The 19,159-nt window shown below is 32.7% G+C and carries 9 protein-coding genes; all 9 read left to right on the top strand.

The window, feature by feature from the left end; translation table 11 throughout:
* Nucleotides 1-3 precede the first annotated feature (3 nt).
* Complete coding sequence (locus QMG30_RS12865; RefSeq protein ID WP_281815964.1) at nt 4-2,067, top strand: carbamoyltransferase C-terminal domain-containing protein; 2,064 nt, start codon at nt 4-6, stop codon at nt 2,065-2,067.
* A 4-nt stretch (nt 2,068-2,071) separates the two neighbouring features.
* Entirely contained in the window at nt 2,072-4,069 is a 1,998-nt protein-coding gene (locus QMG30_RS12860) for a carbamoyltransferase C-terminal domain-containing protein (protein ID WP_281815963.1), read from the top strand.
* Nucleotides 4,066-4,911 (top strand): 3-hydroxyacyl-CoA dehydrogenase family protein, encoded by an 846-nt coding sequence (locus QMG30_RS12855; RefSeq protein WP_281815961.1) that lies wholly within the window; start codon nt 4,066-4,068, stop codon nt 4,909-4,911. Before QMG30_RS12860 ends, QMG30_RS12855 begins: the two co-directional genes overlap by 4 nt.
* A gap of 15 nt (nt 4,912-4,926) precedes the next feature.
* A complete protein-coding gene (locus QMG30_RS12850; RefSeq protein WP_281815959.1) occupies nt 4,927-5,178 on the top strand; it encodes an acyl carrier protein in 252 nt (83 codons plus the stop codon).
* A gap of 25 nt (nt 5,179-5,203) precedes the next feature.
* Nucleotides 5,204-6,280, top strand: a complete 1,077-nt coding sequence (locus tag QMG30_RS12845) for an HAD-IIIC family phosphatase (RefSeq protein ID WP_281815956.1) — start codon at nt 5,204-5,206, stop codon at nt 6,278-6,280.
* Nucleotides 6,273-7,523: an ACP S-malonyltransferase gene (locus tag QMG30_RS12840; protein ID WP_281815954.1), complete on the top strand. Its 1,251-nt coding sequence runs from the start codon at nt 6,273-6,275 to the stop codon at nt 7,521-7,523. Before QMG30_RS12845 ends, QMG30_RS12840 begins: the two co-directional genes overlap by 8 nt.
* 83 nt (nt 7,524-7,606) lie before the next feature.
* Nucleotides 7,607-8,302, top strand: a complete 696-nt coding sequence (locus QMG30_RS12835; protein ID WP_281816090.1) for a thioesterase II family protein — start codon at nt 7,607-7,609, stop codon at nt 8,300-8,302.
* A gap of 37 nt (nt 8,303-8,339) precedes the next feature.
* The gene (locus QMG30_RS12830) at nt 8,340-10,322 is read left to right on the top strand and encodes a non-ribosomal peptide synthetase (protein ID WP_281815953.1); all 1,983 of its coding nucleotides are present in this window, start codon (nt 8,340-8,342) and stop codon (nt 10,320-10,322) included.
* A gap of 11 nt (nt 10,323-10,333) precedes the next feature.
* Nucleotides 10,334-19,156: an SDR family NAD(P)-dependent oxidoreductase gene (locus QMG30_RS12825; RefSeq protein WP_281815952.1), complete on the top strand. Its 8,823-nt coding sequence runs from the start codon at nt 10,334-10,336 to the stop codon at nt 19,154-19,156.
* The last annotated feature ends 3 nt before the right edge of the window (nt 19,157-19,159 follow it).

The following is a 19,159-nucleotide window of genomic DNA, read 5'->3' as shown; positions in this document are numbered from 1 at the left end:
CAAATGAGAGATGGATATTATTTATCTGCATATTTAGAAATTGCGAAAGCGAAAAATGTCTTTACTATAGCATGCCGACATGATAATTGTGTTGCTTTATGGAAGAAAACCGATTATGAAATAGAACTTATACGATATTGGGAGTTTGAACGATTAACTGGATATAAGCAGAATTGCTTTGCTTTGTATGATGTAGAACAGTGTAAAGATATAATAAATGATTTGTTGAAAAAGGAAGGTTTGACGTTAGAAGATATTATAGAAATTTGGGGAGTTCCAGAATTACTTAGTGACGATAGCTATTTGTCAAAGTACCGATACCCAGAGTATACCTATCATTGTATGTCCCATTTGTCATCTAGTGTATTTATAGATACTGATCTTTTCAAGAAAGAGAATATCATTGGATTTAATGTAGATGGAGGTTCTGACTGCATTGTTGATGCATACAAAAAAGAGGATGAAATCTTTGAAACAGATAAATATCCATTTGTTGGATCTTATTCAAAAGCAGGGAGTACGGATATGTCAGTATATCCAGCATATTCACCAGGATTGCTTTGGGCTTACGTCGCAGGATATTATTATATGCGAGAAGGAAGTTTGATGGCACTTTCTTCAGCCAGTGATAGCAGGGCGTATATAGATGTTGATGATATCCTCGTAAATACAGCCCCTATACTGGATAAAGAATTCTTACCTGAAAACAGATTACTTGATTTAATTAATGAGATTGATTCATATACTCAAGAGGACGCTGGAACCAAGTTCAATTATTTTGATGACAGGTTCAGTGAGAAGGAAAACAAGATAAGTATGGTTATGAAAATCGTACAGAATATGTCTTTTAGAATCATGGAAACAAATATTAATTATGCTATAAAAGAATATAGTATGATTCCAGAAGAAACTTATCTAGCTATGTCAGGAGGATTTGCTTTAAATTGTCCATGTAATACTTACTTAATGAATAAATTTAATTTTAAAGGTTTCATTGCTCCGCCATGCGTGAGTGATTGTGGTATGGCTTTAGGAATTGGATTATATTCATTTTATAATAAAACACAAGGGAAATTCAATTTCAAGCTTGAATCAGCATATTATGGTGAAAAAGATAGTTTAGAAACATTTCTTGAAAGCAATAATGAATTTGAACAGTATATACAAAGTATCAATGAGTTTGAACCTAGACAAGCTGCAAAGGATCTAATGGAAGAACCAATTGTATGGTTTGATGGTCATACAGAAATCGGTCCTCGTGCTTTAGGTGGAAGAAGTTTATTGGGTGATCCACGAAAACAAGCAACAAAAGATGCTCTCAATATCATTAAAAAAAGGCAATGGTGGAGACCTGTCGCACCAATAGTATTAATGGAATGTGTGGATGAATGGTTTGAGAACGCTTATGAATCTCCATATATGTTGCATACTCTAAAAATAAAGGATGAAAAAATAGACGAAGTCATAGCCGTTGCACATTCTAATGGTACAGCAAGATTGCAAACTATCGCTAAAGATACAAAGCAGATAAGATTATATCAGGTAATGCAGGAATTTTATAAGATAACAGGAGTACCAATGATATGTAATACGTCTCTAAATGATAAGGGTGAACCTATCATTAACCGTATCGATGAAGCTTTTAATTTTGCTTTAAGGAAAAAAATCAGAATAATGTACGTTAATGGACATAGAATTGAGATTAAGAATCATAGTAGATATACTCAAAAACAACCATTACGTAGGAAATTAACATTAGGCAAATGGAAAAATGAAGAAGAATATCTAGAATTATATAACAAGTACAATCCATTCCATATCAGTGACAAAGTTATTATGCCAAGAATGATATGGGGATTACCGTTAGATAGGATAATGAATCAAAACGATAAACGTGATGCAATGAGATGTGCTGTAGAAACTAAGATGTTCATTAATACGGTAGGAACTCTTAGAAAAGGTCTAATGTTTGTACTCTATAGTATGTGCACAACTGCAAAAGAAAGGGAGACTAAGTTTCTTAAGGTAGAAGAAGATCTGCAAATGAATCAAAGAGAGAAGGGTTAAACCAATGATAAAAGAATTAAAAGATGGGTATTATTTATCTGCATATGTAGAAATTGATCCTCTTGGTAATATCTATAAAATTGCTCATAGACATGATCAAAGTATTGCATTATGGCATGTAAAACATAGAGAAGTAAAATTAATTCACTATTGGGAACTAGAGAGATTGAGTGGTAGTAAGAAGCATCAATATTGTTTTTTCAGTAAAGAGCAATTTGATAAAGTAGTTGATGAATTATTATCCACTTATGATCTGACCTTAAAAGACATAGTAGAAATATTTGGGACGCCAGAATTAGGTGACCGTGATACTTATATGTCTATTGAGTGTTATCCTGAATTTTCATATCATTCAATGTGCCACTTGGCATCTTGTGTTTTTATGAATACGGAAATCTTCCATAATGAGAAGATATTAGCTTTTTCTGTAGATGGAGGTTCTGACATCGTATCTGATACAATAGCCTACAAGCGTTTTCCATTTATAGGATGCTTTTCAGACTATAAGAATGATATATTTGAATTGGAATCCGTTTGTTCACCTGCTATTTTGTGGGACTATATGAGTAGTTATTATACTATGCGGGAAGGTAGCTTGATGGCACTTGCAAGCGCTAGTAAAAGTGTCGCCTATTATACAATGGAAGATATACTGTTACATAGTAATGTGAATGTATCTGGTGAGGTATATGATAAGATTAATAATTTATTAGAGTTTGTGGATAATCTGACACAAGAAGATGCAGGTACAAAATTCAATTATTTTGACGAACGCTTCAGTGAACGAGAGAACAAAATCAGTATGATAATGAAAATAATTGAAGATTTATCTAAACGTATAATGGAACATAACATTGAATTGTTTATAGAAAAATATGATATTGATACAAAAGAATTCTATCTTGCTGTTGCAGGAGGTTTCGCATTGAACTGTCCTTGCAATACCTATTTGATGAACAAATACGATTTCAAAGGATTCGTTGCGCCACCTTGTGTGAGTGATAGTGGTATGGCATTAGGAATTGGGTTATATGTATTTTATGATAGATTAGGTGGAGATTTCCATTTTCAATTGGAAGATGCTTATTGGGGAGATAGAAGTGATTTCGAGAGTTTTGAAATAGACAATTATAGTCAGTACATAAAAAGTATGAGTGATTTCAACCCAAAACAAGCAGCTATGGATATAATGGAATTTCCTATCATATGGATTGAAAATGGTGCAGAAATAGGTCCTAGGGCATTAGGATCAAGGAGTTTATTAGGTGATCCTAGAAAGATGAAAACAAAAGACGAGCTTAATCATATTAAGAAAAGACAGTGGTGGAGACCAGTTGCTCCAATTATCCTTAAGGATAACATTAAAGATTGGTTTGAAGATCAGTATGAATCGCCTTTCATGTTACATGCATCTAAGATTAGACAAGAGAAGATAGATGAAATAGTTGCTATTGTACATGAGAATGGAACTGCGAGACTTCAAAGTATTGATGAAAGTACTAGACAGAAAAAAATATATCAAGTACTGAAAAACTTTTATGAAATAACAAAAGTACCTATCATATGTAATACTTCGTTAAATGATAAAGGTGAACCTATCATCAATAATATCGAACAAGCTATCAATTTCGCTCTACGTAAGAAAATATATGTTATGTATATTGATGGGAAACGGATTGAATTGATGAATCATGAAAACTATGGTATTAAAACTCCTTTAAAAAGGGATGTAACTTTGTATATGTGGAAAAACAAAGAAGAATATAGAAAGTTTGTCAAGGATTATAACCCATATGATATTTCTTTAAGAGCTATATTTTATTATATTCATACTAAAGTTAACGATATTCAGTTATTACAAGATAAAAGAGAGTGTAAGAGGTTAGAAATCAAATCCCAGATGTTTTTTAATACCTTATCACCTTTTATGAAAGCTGATTTGAAAAAAGCTTTTAAAGATAATAATTATTATAAAGAATTGGAGGAGGAGTTAGGACTATGAACATTGGAGTAATAGGAGCAGGAGTAATGGGCAGAGGTGTAGCATTAGCTTATGCTCAATATGGTCATAATATCGTATTGGTGGATAAAGAAGAAAATATACTGGAAGATGCTAAGAAACAAATAAAAACTGATTTCCGTTTTCAAGGTATGTATGGAAAGAAATGTGAAGATACAATAGAAAATATTCTCGGACGTATAACATTCACTACTCAGTTGGAGAATGTTAATAAGTGCGAGTATATAATTGAGAATGTCACTGAGAACTGGGAGATAAAAAAGGATATATATACACAATTAAATAAGATATGTAATGAAAGTACACTATATGCAGTCAATACCTCCTGCTTTTCCATAACTCAAGTTGGTGCTCTCATGAATAAACCAGAAAATGTGATAGGTTCCCATTATATGAATCCAGCACATATCAAATCAACAGTAGAAGTAATAAAAGGATATCATACATCGGAAGGAACAATAGATACCACATTGAATCTATTGAAGTCAATTGAAAAAGAAGGCGTTGTAGTCAATGATCTTCCTGGATTCGTATCCAATCGTGTATTGATGCTGACAGTTAATGAAGCTATCTATTTGGTACATGAAGGAGTAGCAGAAGCAAAAGATATTGACAAGATATTCAAACAATGTTTTGGACATAAGATGGGACCATTAGAAACTGCTGATCTGATTGGTCTTGATACCATTTTATTTTCTGTAGAGGTTCTATATGAAAGCTATTGCGACAGTAAATATAGACCATGCCCATTATTGAAAAAGATGGTAAATGCTGGATTACTTGGTAGAAAAAGTGGAAAAGGATTCTATGTATACAATTATTAAAAAGGAGAATGAAGGATGAATAGAGAGGAAATCAGTAATAAATTAAAATCATTTTTAAGTAAATTTTTTGGTAAGAAAAATGTTGAGTCATTAGGTGATGATGATGATTTCTTTAGTTTAGGTTTTGTTAATTCATTGTTTGCTATGCAGCTCATAACATTTATGGAAACAGAATTTGACGTGACTATTGATGTGGCAGAATTGAATATGGATAACTTCAATACATTAAATAAGATTATCAATATTATTGAAAATAAGACTAAGTAACTTAATAGAAGGGAGTTATGGTTACATGTCAGATAAAAATAAAAAAATAAAGTGTGTAGTATGGGATCTAGATAATACTTTATGGGATGGGGTTCTTATTGAAGATGGTGAAGTAACATTAAAAGACAATATCCTGAACATAATAGAACAGCTTGACCATAGAGGTATTCTTCAATCCATATCAAGTAAGAACAATTATGAAGATGCTATGACCAAGTTGGAGGAATTCGGTATAAAAGAATATTTCTTATACCCTCAAATCAGTTGGAGCAGCAAGTCTCAAGCCGTAAAAGAAATTATCAGCTGTTTGAATATAGGTGCGAATACAATAGCTTTTATTGATGATCAAAATTTTGAAAGAGATGAAGTCAAGAACTCTATACCAGAGGTTTCATGTTTTTCAGCAGATGAAATAGGAGATATCTTGGATAATGAATTATTCATTCCCGATTTCATCACAAAAGATTCAATGAGAAGAAGAGAGATGTACATAGCCGATTATCATAGAAAAAAAGTTGAAGAGACTTATCAAGGACCACAAGAAGATTTCTTGGCATCTTTGAATATGAACATCAGTATAAGGAATGCAAGAGATGAAGATTTGGACCGTGTAGTTGAACTTACAGAAAGAACCAATCAGCTAAATACAACAGGTTATACCTATTCTTATGAGGAATTGAAACTTATGCAGGATTCTGATATTCATAAATTATTGATCATTGGACTTGACGATAAATACGGAACTTATGGAAAAATTGGTATCATTTTAATTGATACAAGTAATGAACAATGGGTATTGGAACTATTTATCATGTCATGTAGAGTCATGTCGAGAGGCATAGGAACTATTTTACTTAATTACATTATGGATATGGCTCAGACAGCAGATAAAGAATTGTATGCTAAATTTATTCCAACAAATAAGAATAAAATGATGCAGTTGACATACAATTTGGCAGGATTCAAAGTGTTTGAGAAAAGAGATGACTATATTCTTATGAAGAATGACTTAACTAGAATACAAAAGATACCTGAATATGTCACATTGGTTTCAGAACTTCATGAATATGAAGAGGATGGGAGTAGGAGGATATATGGATAAAATAGCTTTAGTATTTCCAGGTCAAGGAGCCCAATATGTGGGTATGGGAGAATCTTTTTATAATAATTATTTAGTATGCAGGCAGACTTATGAAGAAGCCAGTGATATATCGGGAATGGATGTAGCCCAATTATGTTTTAAGAGCAGTCTTTCAGCTCTTAGCAAAATGGAAAATATGCAGTTAGCTGTAACAACAACTTGTGTTGCCATTGCTCGTGCCTACTTCTACGAATATGGAATGACCCCACAGTTCTGTGCGGGACATAGTGTAGGGGAGATTTCTGCATTTATAACTTCGGGTGCTATCCGTTTTTCAGATGGTATCAAGATATTAATGAAGCGTGGAGAGTTATTGAAGGAAATATATGACCAACATATGGGAACTATGCTGATTGCTGAAGAGATTGATTATAAAAGTGTGGAACAATTGATTGATGATACTAAATTACATAAGGAAGTTTTCATTTCATGTGAGAGTTCCAATAATCAGATACTAATCAGTGGAACCAATGAAGGCATTGAAATAATGCAAGAAAAACTTCTTGATAGTGATGCAAGGATTACACCTCTTATAACAAGTACACCTATGCATTGCCCTCTAATGGGAAGTATAGAAAAACAATTTTATGATTACCTCCTTGGATTCGAATACTTTCCTTTTAGGATACCTGTAATTACTAATATTCAGGGTAGACCTTTTAGTGATCCACAGCTCATTCCACAGATTATGTCCAAACATCTGACTAATCCTGTTAGATGGAAGGATATAGTTGAATGTATGAAGCAGTATGGGGTATCTGTATCATTAGAGATGGGACCCAAGAATTTAATTACGAATCTTATTGAGAATATTGCGCCTGAGATAACATCCTACTGTTTCGGTAAGAAAATGGACAGAAAATATTTTCATGAGAATTTCCTAGCTGATGAAAATTATAAGAAGGATATTCCAGAGTTCATGAGCAGGTGTTTAGGAATTGCAGTAGCAACTAGAAATAATAATACATCCAGTGAGGAGTATCAAAAGGGTGTAGTTGATAATTACAACAATATCAAAAAACTCCATAAAGATATCACCGACAGTCATAGAAAGATACTAAAAACCGATATGGAGATGGCATTACAATATCTGGAAAATATATTGAACACAAAAAAAGTTCCAGAGAAAGAACAAAAGAATTGGATAAAACAATTGCTGGATGAAACAAGCAATTATTACCTGTTAGAAGAATATTATGCTTAATCTAAATCTTAGGATAAAGTATATGTATATATAATGAATTAATAAATGATTATTAGTATTTTATGTGGAAAGGATTGAAAAACATGATACTATACTGTGTTCCACATGCTGGAAGTTCAGCGCTCAATTTTTATCAATGGAAATCACATATAAGAGATAATATTAAGATAGTTCCTCTAGAATTGGCAGGAAGAGGTGCTAAGTCCGAGCAACAATTATATGGATGTTTTGATGAAGCCGTAGATGATTTGATAGAAGATATCATGAATAACAAGTCTGATGAAGATTATGCACTATTCGGACATAGTCTAGGGTGTTGGTTAGTTTATGATATATACTTCAGATTAATTGAAAAAGGTATGAAACCACCAGTACATATATTCTTTTCAGGTAGATGGTCTCCATTAACCAAGAAAGAAAAACTTATGTGCAAAGACATGACAGACCAAGAGTTCATAGAAAAAATTGGGGAAATGGGTGGTACAAGTAAAAAAATAATGAATTCGGCTGAATTTCAAGACAAGTATCTTAAAATATTAAGAAGTGATTTTGATATTATTGAAAACTATAAAAGCAAACAAAACAAATTGATTGAGAGTGATATTACCATACTAAGTGGTACACAAGACAGTTCTATCAAAAATTCAGATCTGCTTAAATGGCAAAAGACGACGAGCGGGATGTGCACTATATGTAAAGTTAATGGAGGACATTTTTTTCACCTCGAGAATATGCAAGAGACCATTAACATCATAGAAAGCAAACTGGAAGTTGGATAAGCAGCATTCATAGGAAAATGAAAAAAGGAGGAATATTATGAAAACAATAAAAAAGTTACTCTATGCTCTAAAAGATGAAAAACAAAAAGGAGTATACTTTATTCATTCAGATGATGAGGATGTTAAATTTACTTCCTATCATGATTTATTTAAACAGAGCCTATGGATGAAAAATTATCTATATGAAAGAGGTATCAGACCCAACGATGAAGTTATTTTATCTACGGACAACTCCGAGTGGTTTTATATTACGTTCTGGGCATGTATATTAGGAAATTTCAAGGCTGCCCCATTAAGCGTCAGTAGTGATAATCTAGATAATCTTAGGGGTGTACTAGAAGTTTGCTATCATGCAGCTATTGTTACGGATAATGAGACCCTGCTGCAAGAAATAGATAAATCAGACCTTAAATTGAAAGCTTGTATATGTTGGGATGAAGGAATGTCAGAAAAACTGAATGAAGTGTTGATACATACAGAATCAGAAATTGATGATTCGGTAGTATGCTGTGAAGAGAATGATATGGATACGGCATATATTCAATTCTCTTCTGGTTCAACCAGTGATGTAAAAGGAGTAGGAATAACTAATGCAGGTGTAATACTAATCGCTGAAGGTTTTAATATAGCTAGACATCTGTGTGAAAAAGATGTATTTGTAACTTGGGTTCCTTTATACCATAATTATGGTTTGTTTTTCAATATACTCTTACCAATCAATTTCGGTTGTGATGCCCATGTTATCGATACACAATATGTGATAAAGAACCCTTTATTCTATCTAGAATACTGTAATAGAGTTAAAGGGACTGTTTTATCATCAACCAATTATTATCTTAAGTTCATTTGTAAGTTATTACAGGAAAGAGGAGCTGAAGATTATTGGGACCTATCTTCAATTAATACAATTATGTTAGCAGCGGAACCCATCTCAATGAACTTATGTAATCAGTTCACTGAATACTTGAAAGACAGTAAATTTCAAAGAATAGCATTGAATCCAGCTTATGGTTTAACAGAAGGTACTTTTGTTGTTACTCTTACTACCGATGATAGTTGTACTAGAAAAATCACTGTCAACAAAGAAAGTTTAAGTATCGGTCACCCATTGGAGATTGTCTCAGATGACGATCTATTGGCTTCTGAGATAATAAGCGTTGGTAAGCCTCTACCTTTTTTCCAGTTGAAGATACTTGATCTAGCTGGCAATACATTGGAAGATGGTTGCATAGGCTTGGTTTTCATAGCAGGGAAATGTGTATTAAATGAATATTATAATCGTGGACGGGACGATAATTTTGTTGAAGAGTGGTTTAATACAGGTGATATAGGTTTTATGTATGAGGGAAATCTATATATTACAGCTCGCTATAAAGAGATGTTCATATATAATAGCCTTAATTATTATGATAATGACATTGAGAAATATATTGAGAAATTGAATATTTTTGATGAGGAAAGGATAGTTGTGCATGGATATCGTAAAAACGTGGACGACATCAATGATGAAGTTATCTGTTTCATAGAAGGAAAAACCCCTATTGAAACCCTAGTCATTAAAATAAAAAGTGTTCTATCTCACATAAACAACGATCTAGGAATATATATTACTGATTTTGTACTAGTAGACCATATCCCAACTACAGTAAGTGGAAAAATACAACGTTATAAATTATTGAAAAACTATATAAAAGGTGAGTATGATTCTCAAATAGCTGAGTTAACTAGGGAAATAAAAAGGGCTAACAATATTATGGAATGTGATGTATCTTCTATTGAGAATTTCATCGTAGATACTCTAGAAGATATTGTAGATACTCAGATTGATTATAGTGCTTCATTCATATCTATGGGACTAGATTCACTTCAATTATCTAAATTGCATATGGCTATCAACATACAATACGGAGATTGCATTGCCATTGCAGAGATTTTTGAATATACCAGAATCGAGACATTGGCAGAATATATAATGGAGAAGATACATATGAAAAGAGAAACGGAAACTCTAATTAGTTAGGGAGAGTGAATATGAAAAATAAAAGTGATAAACAAATAATAGAACAAAGGGAAGATATTGCTATTATTGGTATCGGATTAAAAATATCTTGGGCCAGAGATTTAGAACAATACTGGGAAATAATTAACAATAAAATATGTTGTACTGAGGACTTCCCCAAATATAGGGCAAAAGGTGTTGAAGGATTGGTAAACGTTCTTTATAACAGTGACAAAGAACCAAAATTCCATCAAGGCTCTTATATCGGAAGAATTGATGAATTCGATAATGAATTTTTTCATCTATCTCCAAGAGAAGCTTCATTAATGGATCCTGCCCAACGTGTATTTCTGGAGACCATAAGAAATACATTTGATGATGCAGGTTATACGGCTAGACGGCTAAAACAGTCAAAGACAGGAGTGTTTCTAGGGTATACCTCATCATCTTTAAAAGATAATTATATTGTTGATATAGTTTTTAATCATCGTGATCTATTGCCTTATTCAATGACTGGTAATATGGCACCTCTAATTCCATCAAGGATTTCACATTTGCTGGATTTAAAAGGACCTACTATGGTTATGGATACAGCATGTTCTTCAGCTCTTGTTGCTGTTCACGAAGCTTGCGAGCATATCTTGTCAGGTAATTGTGAAATGGCTATCGCGGGAGGACTTAAACTTAATGTCATGCCTTTGATAATGGACGACATGAGTATAGGGATAGAGTCATATGACGGTAAGACAAGAACCTTTGACTCAGGTGCAGATGGATCTTCCATGGGTGAAGGATGTTGTACTATTCTTTTGAAGCCATTACATTTGGCTGAAAAAGATGGAGACATCATATATGCCACTATTAAATCAAGTTCCATTAATCATGATGGTACAGCTTCAGGTCTGACAGCACCTAATCCAACAGCACAATCAGATGTTTTGGTGGATGCTTGGAACAAGGCTAATATCAATCCTGAGGACATACAATACATAGAAGCACACGGTACTGCCACAGGATTAGGTGACCCTATTGAAATACAAGGAATAAATAAAGCTTTTAGCAGGTTTACTGATAGAAAACAATTTTGTGCTATAGGAGCATCAAAAAGTAATCTAGGACATATGTACGAATGCTCAGGATTAGCTGCATTATTGAAAGTAGTCGCATCTATGAGGCACGATATAATACCTGCTACAATTAATTTTATGACTCCTAATATAAACATTGATTTTATTAATTCACCTGTCTATGTAAATACAGAAACAAGAGATTACGTAGATAATGGAAAGAAATATATCGCTGGAGTAAGTGCTTTTGGCTTAAGTGGAACCAATTGTCATGTTGTATTGGAGAAATACGATAAGAACAAAGAAGATAAGACCATATCCGTTGATAAGCCAACACTCATCAATATTACTGCCAAGTCAGATTATAGTCTTAATGCTAAGATTGATAATTATCTGAACTATGTGAATGAAAATTATGACCAATTGGACTATTATAATTTTTGTTACAATGTTAATCTCTATAATGATATATATGACAGAAGAGTAGCGTTTGTCGTAGAAAGCAAAGAAGAATTAAGGGATAAATTAGAATACATCCATAAAAATGGATTGAATCAATATGAAGATAAAAAAATATATCATCATATTATTGAAAGGAATAATAATGATTATAAAATTCGTAAAGCCATAGCAAAAGAGATAGACGATCTGACAAATAAAGTCAATGAAATCTTACAGAGAGATGAGTTAAAGCGAAATGATTATGAAAATGCATGTGAGCACATAATTTTGGGTGCTATTCCAGAATGGAAACATATGTATTCGGATTATAAAGGTGTACATATTCCTTTGCCAGTGTACCCATTCCAACGAAAAAGATTATGGCTGCCTGAAAAAGTGTACAAGAATAAGAAGAAATTATACTATACCAAAGATTTTAAAATGGAACATATCGTAAATATCAATAATGCTCCAGAGAACACTTTGATTATTGCTTGGGATGAGACCAGGTTAGATTATTTGGAGCAATCAGTAATGAACAAACAAAGTGATGCAGAAACTATTTTATTAAAAAATATCAATGAATTAGAGCAAAACAAGGAAGTAATTCTAGAAAAATTAAATAAAACTTCTCATATTATATATTCAGGATATGAATGTGATTCAGAAAACTTGGATAATCTTGTTACAATGCAAGAAAATAATCTACATACCTTATTATGGTTGGCCAAATTTATCAATAATAATGATAATCAGTCAAATGTGAAGTTAGTGGCTCTATCAAGCAATGGTATTGGAATTACTGGTGATGAAGAATTATTGAATCCACAGAATACAACGGTTTTGGGATTAGGTAAATGCATATGTAAAGAATTCAAGAAAATAGATTTCTGTTTCCTTGATTATGACAATGAAACAACTACTGACTGTCTTATTCAAGAAATCAACTCTAAGAATAAAGAGAATGTAGTAGTCTATAGAAACAATATAAGATATGTGGAAAGGTTAAAAGAAATCATTCCAACAAGTCATGACAATAGTAAATTGACAATTGATTCAGGTGTATACGTCATTACTGGTGGACTTGGAGGAATAGGATATGAGACAGCAAAGGAAATCTGTGAAACAACAAAAGATACTACAATTATAATTTTCGGCAGAAGTGACCTTAATACTAATGGAGATATTAATCCAGATGACAAAAAAATGATAGAAAAGTATAATAGATATACTATTTTGTCTCATTTGTCCAAAAATATAGAATACTTCAGTTGTGATATATCTGAATATGATAGAATGCAAGAGATATTAACAGCAGTAAGAAAGAAATATGGAAAAATAAATGGTGTCATACATGCAGCTGGAATCGGTGGTGGAAAATTAATTGAAAATACAACCACACAAGATATTGACGCAATGCTTAAAACCAAAGTGTATGGTACTTGGAATCTGGATCAATTGACTAAGGAAGATAATTTAGATTTCTTTGTCCTATATTCTTCTATTGCCACTGTTTTCACTAGTATTGAATTATCTGCTTACACGGCTGCAAATACATATCTTGACTATTTTTGTCAATACAGGAATGCCAATAGAAGTGGAAAGACATATACTATCAATTGGGCGACATGGTCCGAGACAGGAATGTCAGTAGAACATAATTTTACTGTTGATACATTATTCAAGACCATTACGACTAAAGATGGAATAAAAGGTTTTATGGATGTCTTAGGATGTGACTATACTAATGTAATAATTGGTGAATTGAATTTTGACAGCCAAATAGCTTTGATGATGAACAATTATCCAATCAAGTATTCAGATTATATTATGGAGCAGTTAGCTGCTTTGAAGGATAAGAATAAGAAAAAGGCTGGAACGAATAGACCTAAACTCATATCAGGTACAGAGGATTCTAATTACAGTGATATTGAAGTGGAAATCGCCCGCGCATGTCAAGAGGTATTGGGGTATGAAGAAATTGATATTAATGACAATTTCTTTGAAATGGGTGCAGATTCCATTCTTATGGGACATATTTTTAATATTATTAATAAGTATTATCCTGACCAATTACAATTGATGGATTTATTTGCTTATCCTAGTGTAAGGCAATTATCAGAATATTTGGATTCCAAACAGGATGTAACCTCTAAAAGAGATAAGGAATCTAAAGAGAGAGTTAAAAATGTACCATTACACAGTGGCGAGAAAGATGTTGCAATCATAGGTATAGGAATTGATTTTCCTTGTGCTAAAAATATTGATGAGTACTGGGATCTGATTATCAATGGAGTCAGTGTAGTAAGGAATATCCCGGAAAAAAGAAGTAAGGACATTAGAAAACATTTTAGATATTTAGGCATGGAAAAGGATGAAATCAAATTCAATAAATGCGCCTATTTAGAGGAAATCAACAAATTTGATTACGAACTCTTTAACATGTCACCTAGAGAAGCTAAATTGATTGACCCTATAAATAGACTTTTCTTGCAGTGCTGTAACAGCGCAATTGAAGATGCAGGATATGGGGGATTGAAGATAAGAGGAAGCAACACAGGAGTTTTTCTTGGTTACACAGCTAATCTGGGTAATCTGTACAGTCGTATCTTATATGAAATAGACGCAGAATTATTCGGAGAATCATTACCAGTAAATCAAGTAAGTATGGCAGCAAGCCGAATAGCTTATGTGAATGACCTTAAGGGACCTACTATGATTATTGATACAGCTTGCTCATCTTCATTGGTTGCTATGCATACGGCATGTCAACAAATACGAAGTGGCGAATGTGATATGGCCTTGGTTGGAGGTGCATCCATTACACTGTCACCTTTAGCTTGTGGATTTAAAGTCGGATACGAGTCCAGTGAAGAAAAGACAAGATCTTTCTCAGAAGGAGCTATGGGTACTGCTGTTGGAGAAGGTATCGGAGCGATATTATTAAAACCTCTATCGAAAGCTTTGGAAGATAAGGATAGTATATATGGGGTCATCAAAGGAAGTTCATCCAATCAGGATGGAAGTTCATTCGGTATAGCTGCTCCTAATTATCTTGCACAATCAGAAGTAATACAAAAGGCTTGGCTACAGTCGGAAGTAGAACCAGAAACAATCAGTTATATTGAAGCTCATGGTACTGGTACAGCATTGGGAGATCCTATTGAGGTTAAAGGTATTACTCATGCTTTTCAATCCATAACAGATAGAAAGCAATTCTGTGCATTAGGTACAATCAAGCCGAATATAGGACATCTTAATGAAGCATCAGGAATAAGTGGTGTCATTAAAGTCATATTGATGATGAAATATGGAAAGTTACCACCTACAATGTTTTTTCAAGAGCCTAATGAGAATATTGATTTCATTAATTCACCTTTATATGTTAATGCAACCAAAAGAGAGTGGAAGAGTAAGGATACCCCTAGACGAGCTGGAATCACAGGCTTAGGAATGAGTGGAACCAATTGCCATGTTATTCTTGAAGAACCACCAAAGGTTGAATATGAGGAAATAATTGATAATATTCATAATTTCTTTGTTATATCAGCTAAATATCAAGAGGGATTAAGAATTATGGCACAGAATTTACTTGATTGGCTATGTCATAATGAAGATAAGAATCTATATGATGTATTATATACTCTTGCTACAGGAAGAGGTCATTATAATCATAGAGTAGGATTCCAGGTAAATAGTATAAGCGAACTTATTTCTTCTTTGAAAGCTTATCTCAATGATTGTGATGAACATAATGAAATTCATGAAGGAAAATATGCTATAGTATCTGAGAATAAAAAGAATCGACAAGATTTTGAATTGACAGTAGAAGAACATAAAGCATTGAATCGTAGGGCAGAAGAACTTCTAGAAGATGTTATATATAATAGTGATAACCAATGTGAAGAGGAATTGTTGGAAGCTTATACGAAAGGTGCTGATATTGATTGGTTCAGACTGTTTGATAAGACAGGATGCCATTTGCATATGCCAACTTATCCATATAAGAAAGAGTATTGTTGGTTCGCACCTCCTTCTGATCCAGATGAAATAGAAAGTGTTAATTTTGATGGTTTCTATTACACCATGAAATGGATAAGAGAAGATTATCAAGAAAGTAACCTGGATAATAGTCAATTAGGAAAAACTTATATGATTTTCCATAGTAATTATTCTGATATGCATAATATAGTAGACCTTCTGACTGAACGAGGTATTAATGTGATTCAAGTATTCCTTGGTAAAGAATACAAGAAGATAGATGATACAATTTATGAAATCAATAATTCTCTTGAATCTTGTGTACAATTATTTGAGGCGATTAAATCTTATGATATACATAAAATCATACACATGGCTTCCATAAGTGAAAAAAATAATAAGATAGTAAACGCCAACTTAAAAGATAGAGGATATGAGTATATTGAAGAAAGCTTGGATAATGGTTTCTATCATATCATTAATATCATTAAAGCAATGATAAATACTCATTATAATAGGAATCTTGAATTAATCATCTTGTCACAATGTGGTTACAGTATCAACAAGAATGAAAAAGCATTATATCCTGAAAATGCTGTAGTACTAAGTATTGGTAAGGTAATAGAACAAGAATATCCTAATATTGAGTGTAGAGCTATAGATATTCAAGATGTTGATGATATGCCATTGGTAATAGATGAAATTCTATCTAAAGACAGGAAACTTTATTTAATCGGATTTAGAGAAGGTCTAAGATATGTGGAATACTACACAGAAGAAACAGTTAATCCTCAGAATGATATCATTAGAGAGGATGGTAACTATATTGTTACAGGCGGTTTAGGTGATATAGGTATAGAAACGGCTAAATATCTATCAGAAAAAGGTTGTAGGAGTGTAATTCTATTCGGTAGAAACGGTTTCCATCCTAGAGAGGAATGGAATTCACCTAACCTAAGCGACAGGGATAAAAACAAGGTATCCATTCTTAAGGAAATAGAAGAGAATGGTGTCAATGTATTTATTTATGCGGTAGATGTTTCGGATTATGATGGTATGAAAAATGTCTATCAGCAGATAAAGGAAAATGTAGGTAGAGTTCATGGTATTTTCCATTCAGCTGGAATTGCTGGTGCTGGTTATATACTAAGAAAGGAAAAAGAAGAATTCGCGCAGGTATTAGCTCCTAAGGTAAGAGGAACTTGGATACTTGACCAGTTGACTAAAGATGACAACTTGGATTTTATGATGTTATATTCATCGTCAGTCACTTTCTCAGGAGAAGCAGGTCAAAGTGATTATGTAGGTGCTAACTCTTATCTAGATGCCTTCACTGATTATAGGAATGCTAGAGGAGACAGAACCTATGTTATCAATTGGGTTTCTTGGAAAGAAACGGGTATGTCTGTAAGATATGGTATTAATGTAGATACTATCACAAAAGCGTTAACCACAGCTCAGGCTATTCACTATCTTGATCGATTGTTACAGAGTCCGGTGAGAAAAACAGTTATTGGACAGTATAATATCACTGAGAATCTATTGATTATAGGTGATTACAGTAGAAATAGGATTTCAGAGGATATTCAAGATAAGATGGAACAGCTTAAGAAAATCTTCATGAACAGAGATGAAGGAGATCGTATACTTAAGGAAGATGGCTTTGAAGTAGCTCAAGTCAAAAAAGGAAAATTGCTGATTCTTCCTCATAGCGAGAAAACTAAGCATTTAAATGATGAAGATGACCTGAACCTTGAAAATAAAGTTATTTCAAACAATATCGAGGACATACAGGATAATTTATGTAAGATATATTCTAGAATCCTTGGATATGATGATATTGATATCTATGACAACTTCTTCGAGATGGGTGGAGATTCCATTCTATTAACTAGAATGCATGGATATATTGATAACCTATATTCAGATACGGTAAATGTGGCGAATCTATTTGAATATACATCAATCTATACTTTATCACAATTTATTCATGATGAGCTGGTTAAGAGAGAAGCAGCTGATGAAGTAGGTGAACAAAAAGGTATTCTAAGTAAATATAAAGATACTGAGTGGACAGGTGAATTAAGCTATGCTCAAAAAAGAATGTATGTAGTGTATAAAAGAAGTAAGAATAAAAAAGTATATAATAATCCTTTTGTATATAAGATGGATAAAATGGAATCGAAAGAAATTTTTTACTATCTTATCAAAACACTTATGGATAGACATGATATCCTTAGGACAAGTTTTTATTTTGATGGAAAATCAATATGTCAAAGAGTCGAAGAGAATATTGAACCAGATATTACTTATTATTACAAAGAGAATATAGAAGATATCGACTATAATGAATTATTGACTGAATTCGATTTAGGTAAGGCACCACTCTTCAAATTGATAGTTATTGAACTTGGTGATGGTAGCTGTGTATTGTTTTTTGATATGCATCACATCATTATCGATGGTTATTCATCAAGCATCATTAATAGCGAGTTGAATGATATCATTACTTATACACCTTTAGATGAAGTTACATATCAGTATAGACACTATATTGAATATGAAAAAGATTATGTGAAATCAGCAGAGTATAAAAAGATGGAAGAGTATTGGAACGATCGATTGAAGGATTATGCACGAGAAAACTATTTACAAGAATTGAAAGCAGATGATATACAAGAACAGTGGGGAAGTTTTAACCTGACATTGGATAAAAAGCTGATAGATAATCTTGAAAAAGTTGCTAAGATGAATAATGCTTCATTGTTTTCCATGTTATTGACGGGTATTAATTTATTGATTCATATGTATGATTCCAGCGAAGACATAATCGTAGGGGTTCCATGTATAGGACGTGTACATGAGGATGTCATGAATATTGTTGGAATGTTTACGAATACTCTTCCAATGAGAAATTACCCAATGGCAGATAAGATGTTGAGTGATTTCATTGGTGAGATAAGACAAAATATCAATAGTGACTTGGCAAATCAATGCTATCCATATGATAAAATGGTAGAGAAATATAGGAAATTACATAAAGATGGTAGTTCCAACTTGTTTAATATCATGTTTGATTATGAGAGTTCCAATATGGATATTGTAGAAGGAGAAAGAAGAGGTTCAGGAGATATAATCCTTCCAATTAGTTTCGCCAAATATGATATTGATATACAAATCACTAATAAGAATTCTTCTCTAGTTATGAAAGTTGATTTCACTAATGAATTTAGAGAAGAAAAGGTTCATGAATTTATTAATAAGTATCTAGCCCTATTGGATAGACTTACTAAAATAACAGGAAAAGAAAAAATAGGTGATATTATATCGGATGTAATAGAAGGTAAATTTATTATTACGGCTTAGTGA

This window comes from Vallitalea longa (genome assembly GCF_027923465.1).
Classification (GTDB): Bacteria; Bacillota; Clostridia; order Lachnospirales; family Vallitaleaceae; genus Vallitalea; species Vallitalea longa.
This window is presented reverse-complemented; position numbering and strand designations above follow the sequence as displayed.

Excerpts from the sequence above, each read along its gene's own strand:
- QMG30_RS12855 (WP_281815961.1), top strand. The coding sequence starts at position 4,066 with ATGAACATTGGAGTAATAGGAGCAGGAGTAATGGGCAGAGGTGTAGCA.
- QMG30_RS12835 (WP_281816090.1), top strand. The coding sequence starts at position 7,607 with ATGATACTATACTGTGTTCCACATGCTGGAAGTTCAGCGCTCAATTTT.
- QMG30_RS12830 (WP_281815953.1), top strand. The coding sequence starts at position 8,340 with ATGAAAACAATAAAAAAGTTACTCTATGCTCTAAAAGATGAAAAACAA.
- QMG30_RS12865 (WP_281815964.1), top strand. The coding sequence starts at position 4 with ATGAGAGATGGATATTATTTATCTGCATATTTAGAAATTGCGAAAGCG.
- QMG30_RS12845 (WP_281815956.1), top strand. The coding sequence starts at position 5,204 with ATGTCAGATAAAAATAAAAAAATAAAGTGTGTAGTATGGGATCTAGAT.
- QMG30_RS12850 (WP_281815959.1), top strand. The coding sequence starts at position 4,927 with ATGAATAGAGAGGAAATCAGTAATAAATTAAAATCATTTTTAAGTAAA.
- QMG30_RS12860 (WP_281815963.1), top strand. The coding sequence starts at position 2,072 with ATGATAAAAGAATTAAAAGATGGGTATTATTTATCTGCATATGTAGAA.
- QMG30_RS12840 (WP_281815954.1), top strand. The coding sequence starts at position 6,273 with ATGGATAAAATAGCTTTAGTATTTCCAGGTCAAGGAGCCCAATATGTG.
- QMG30_RS12825 (WP_281815952.1), top strand. The coding sequence starts at position 10,334 with ATGAAAAATAAAAGTGATAAACAAATAATAGAACAAAGGGAAGATATT.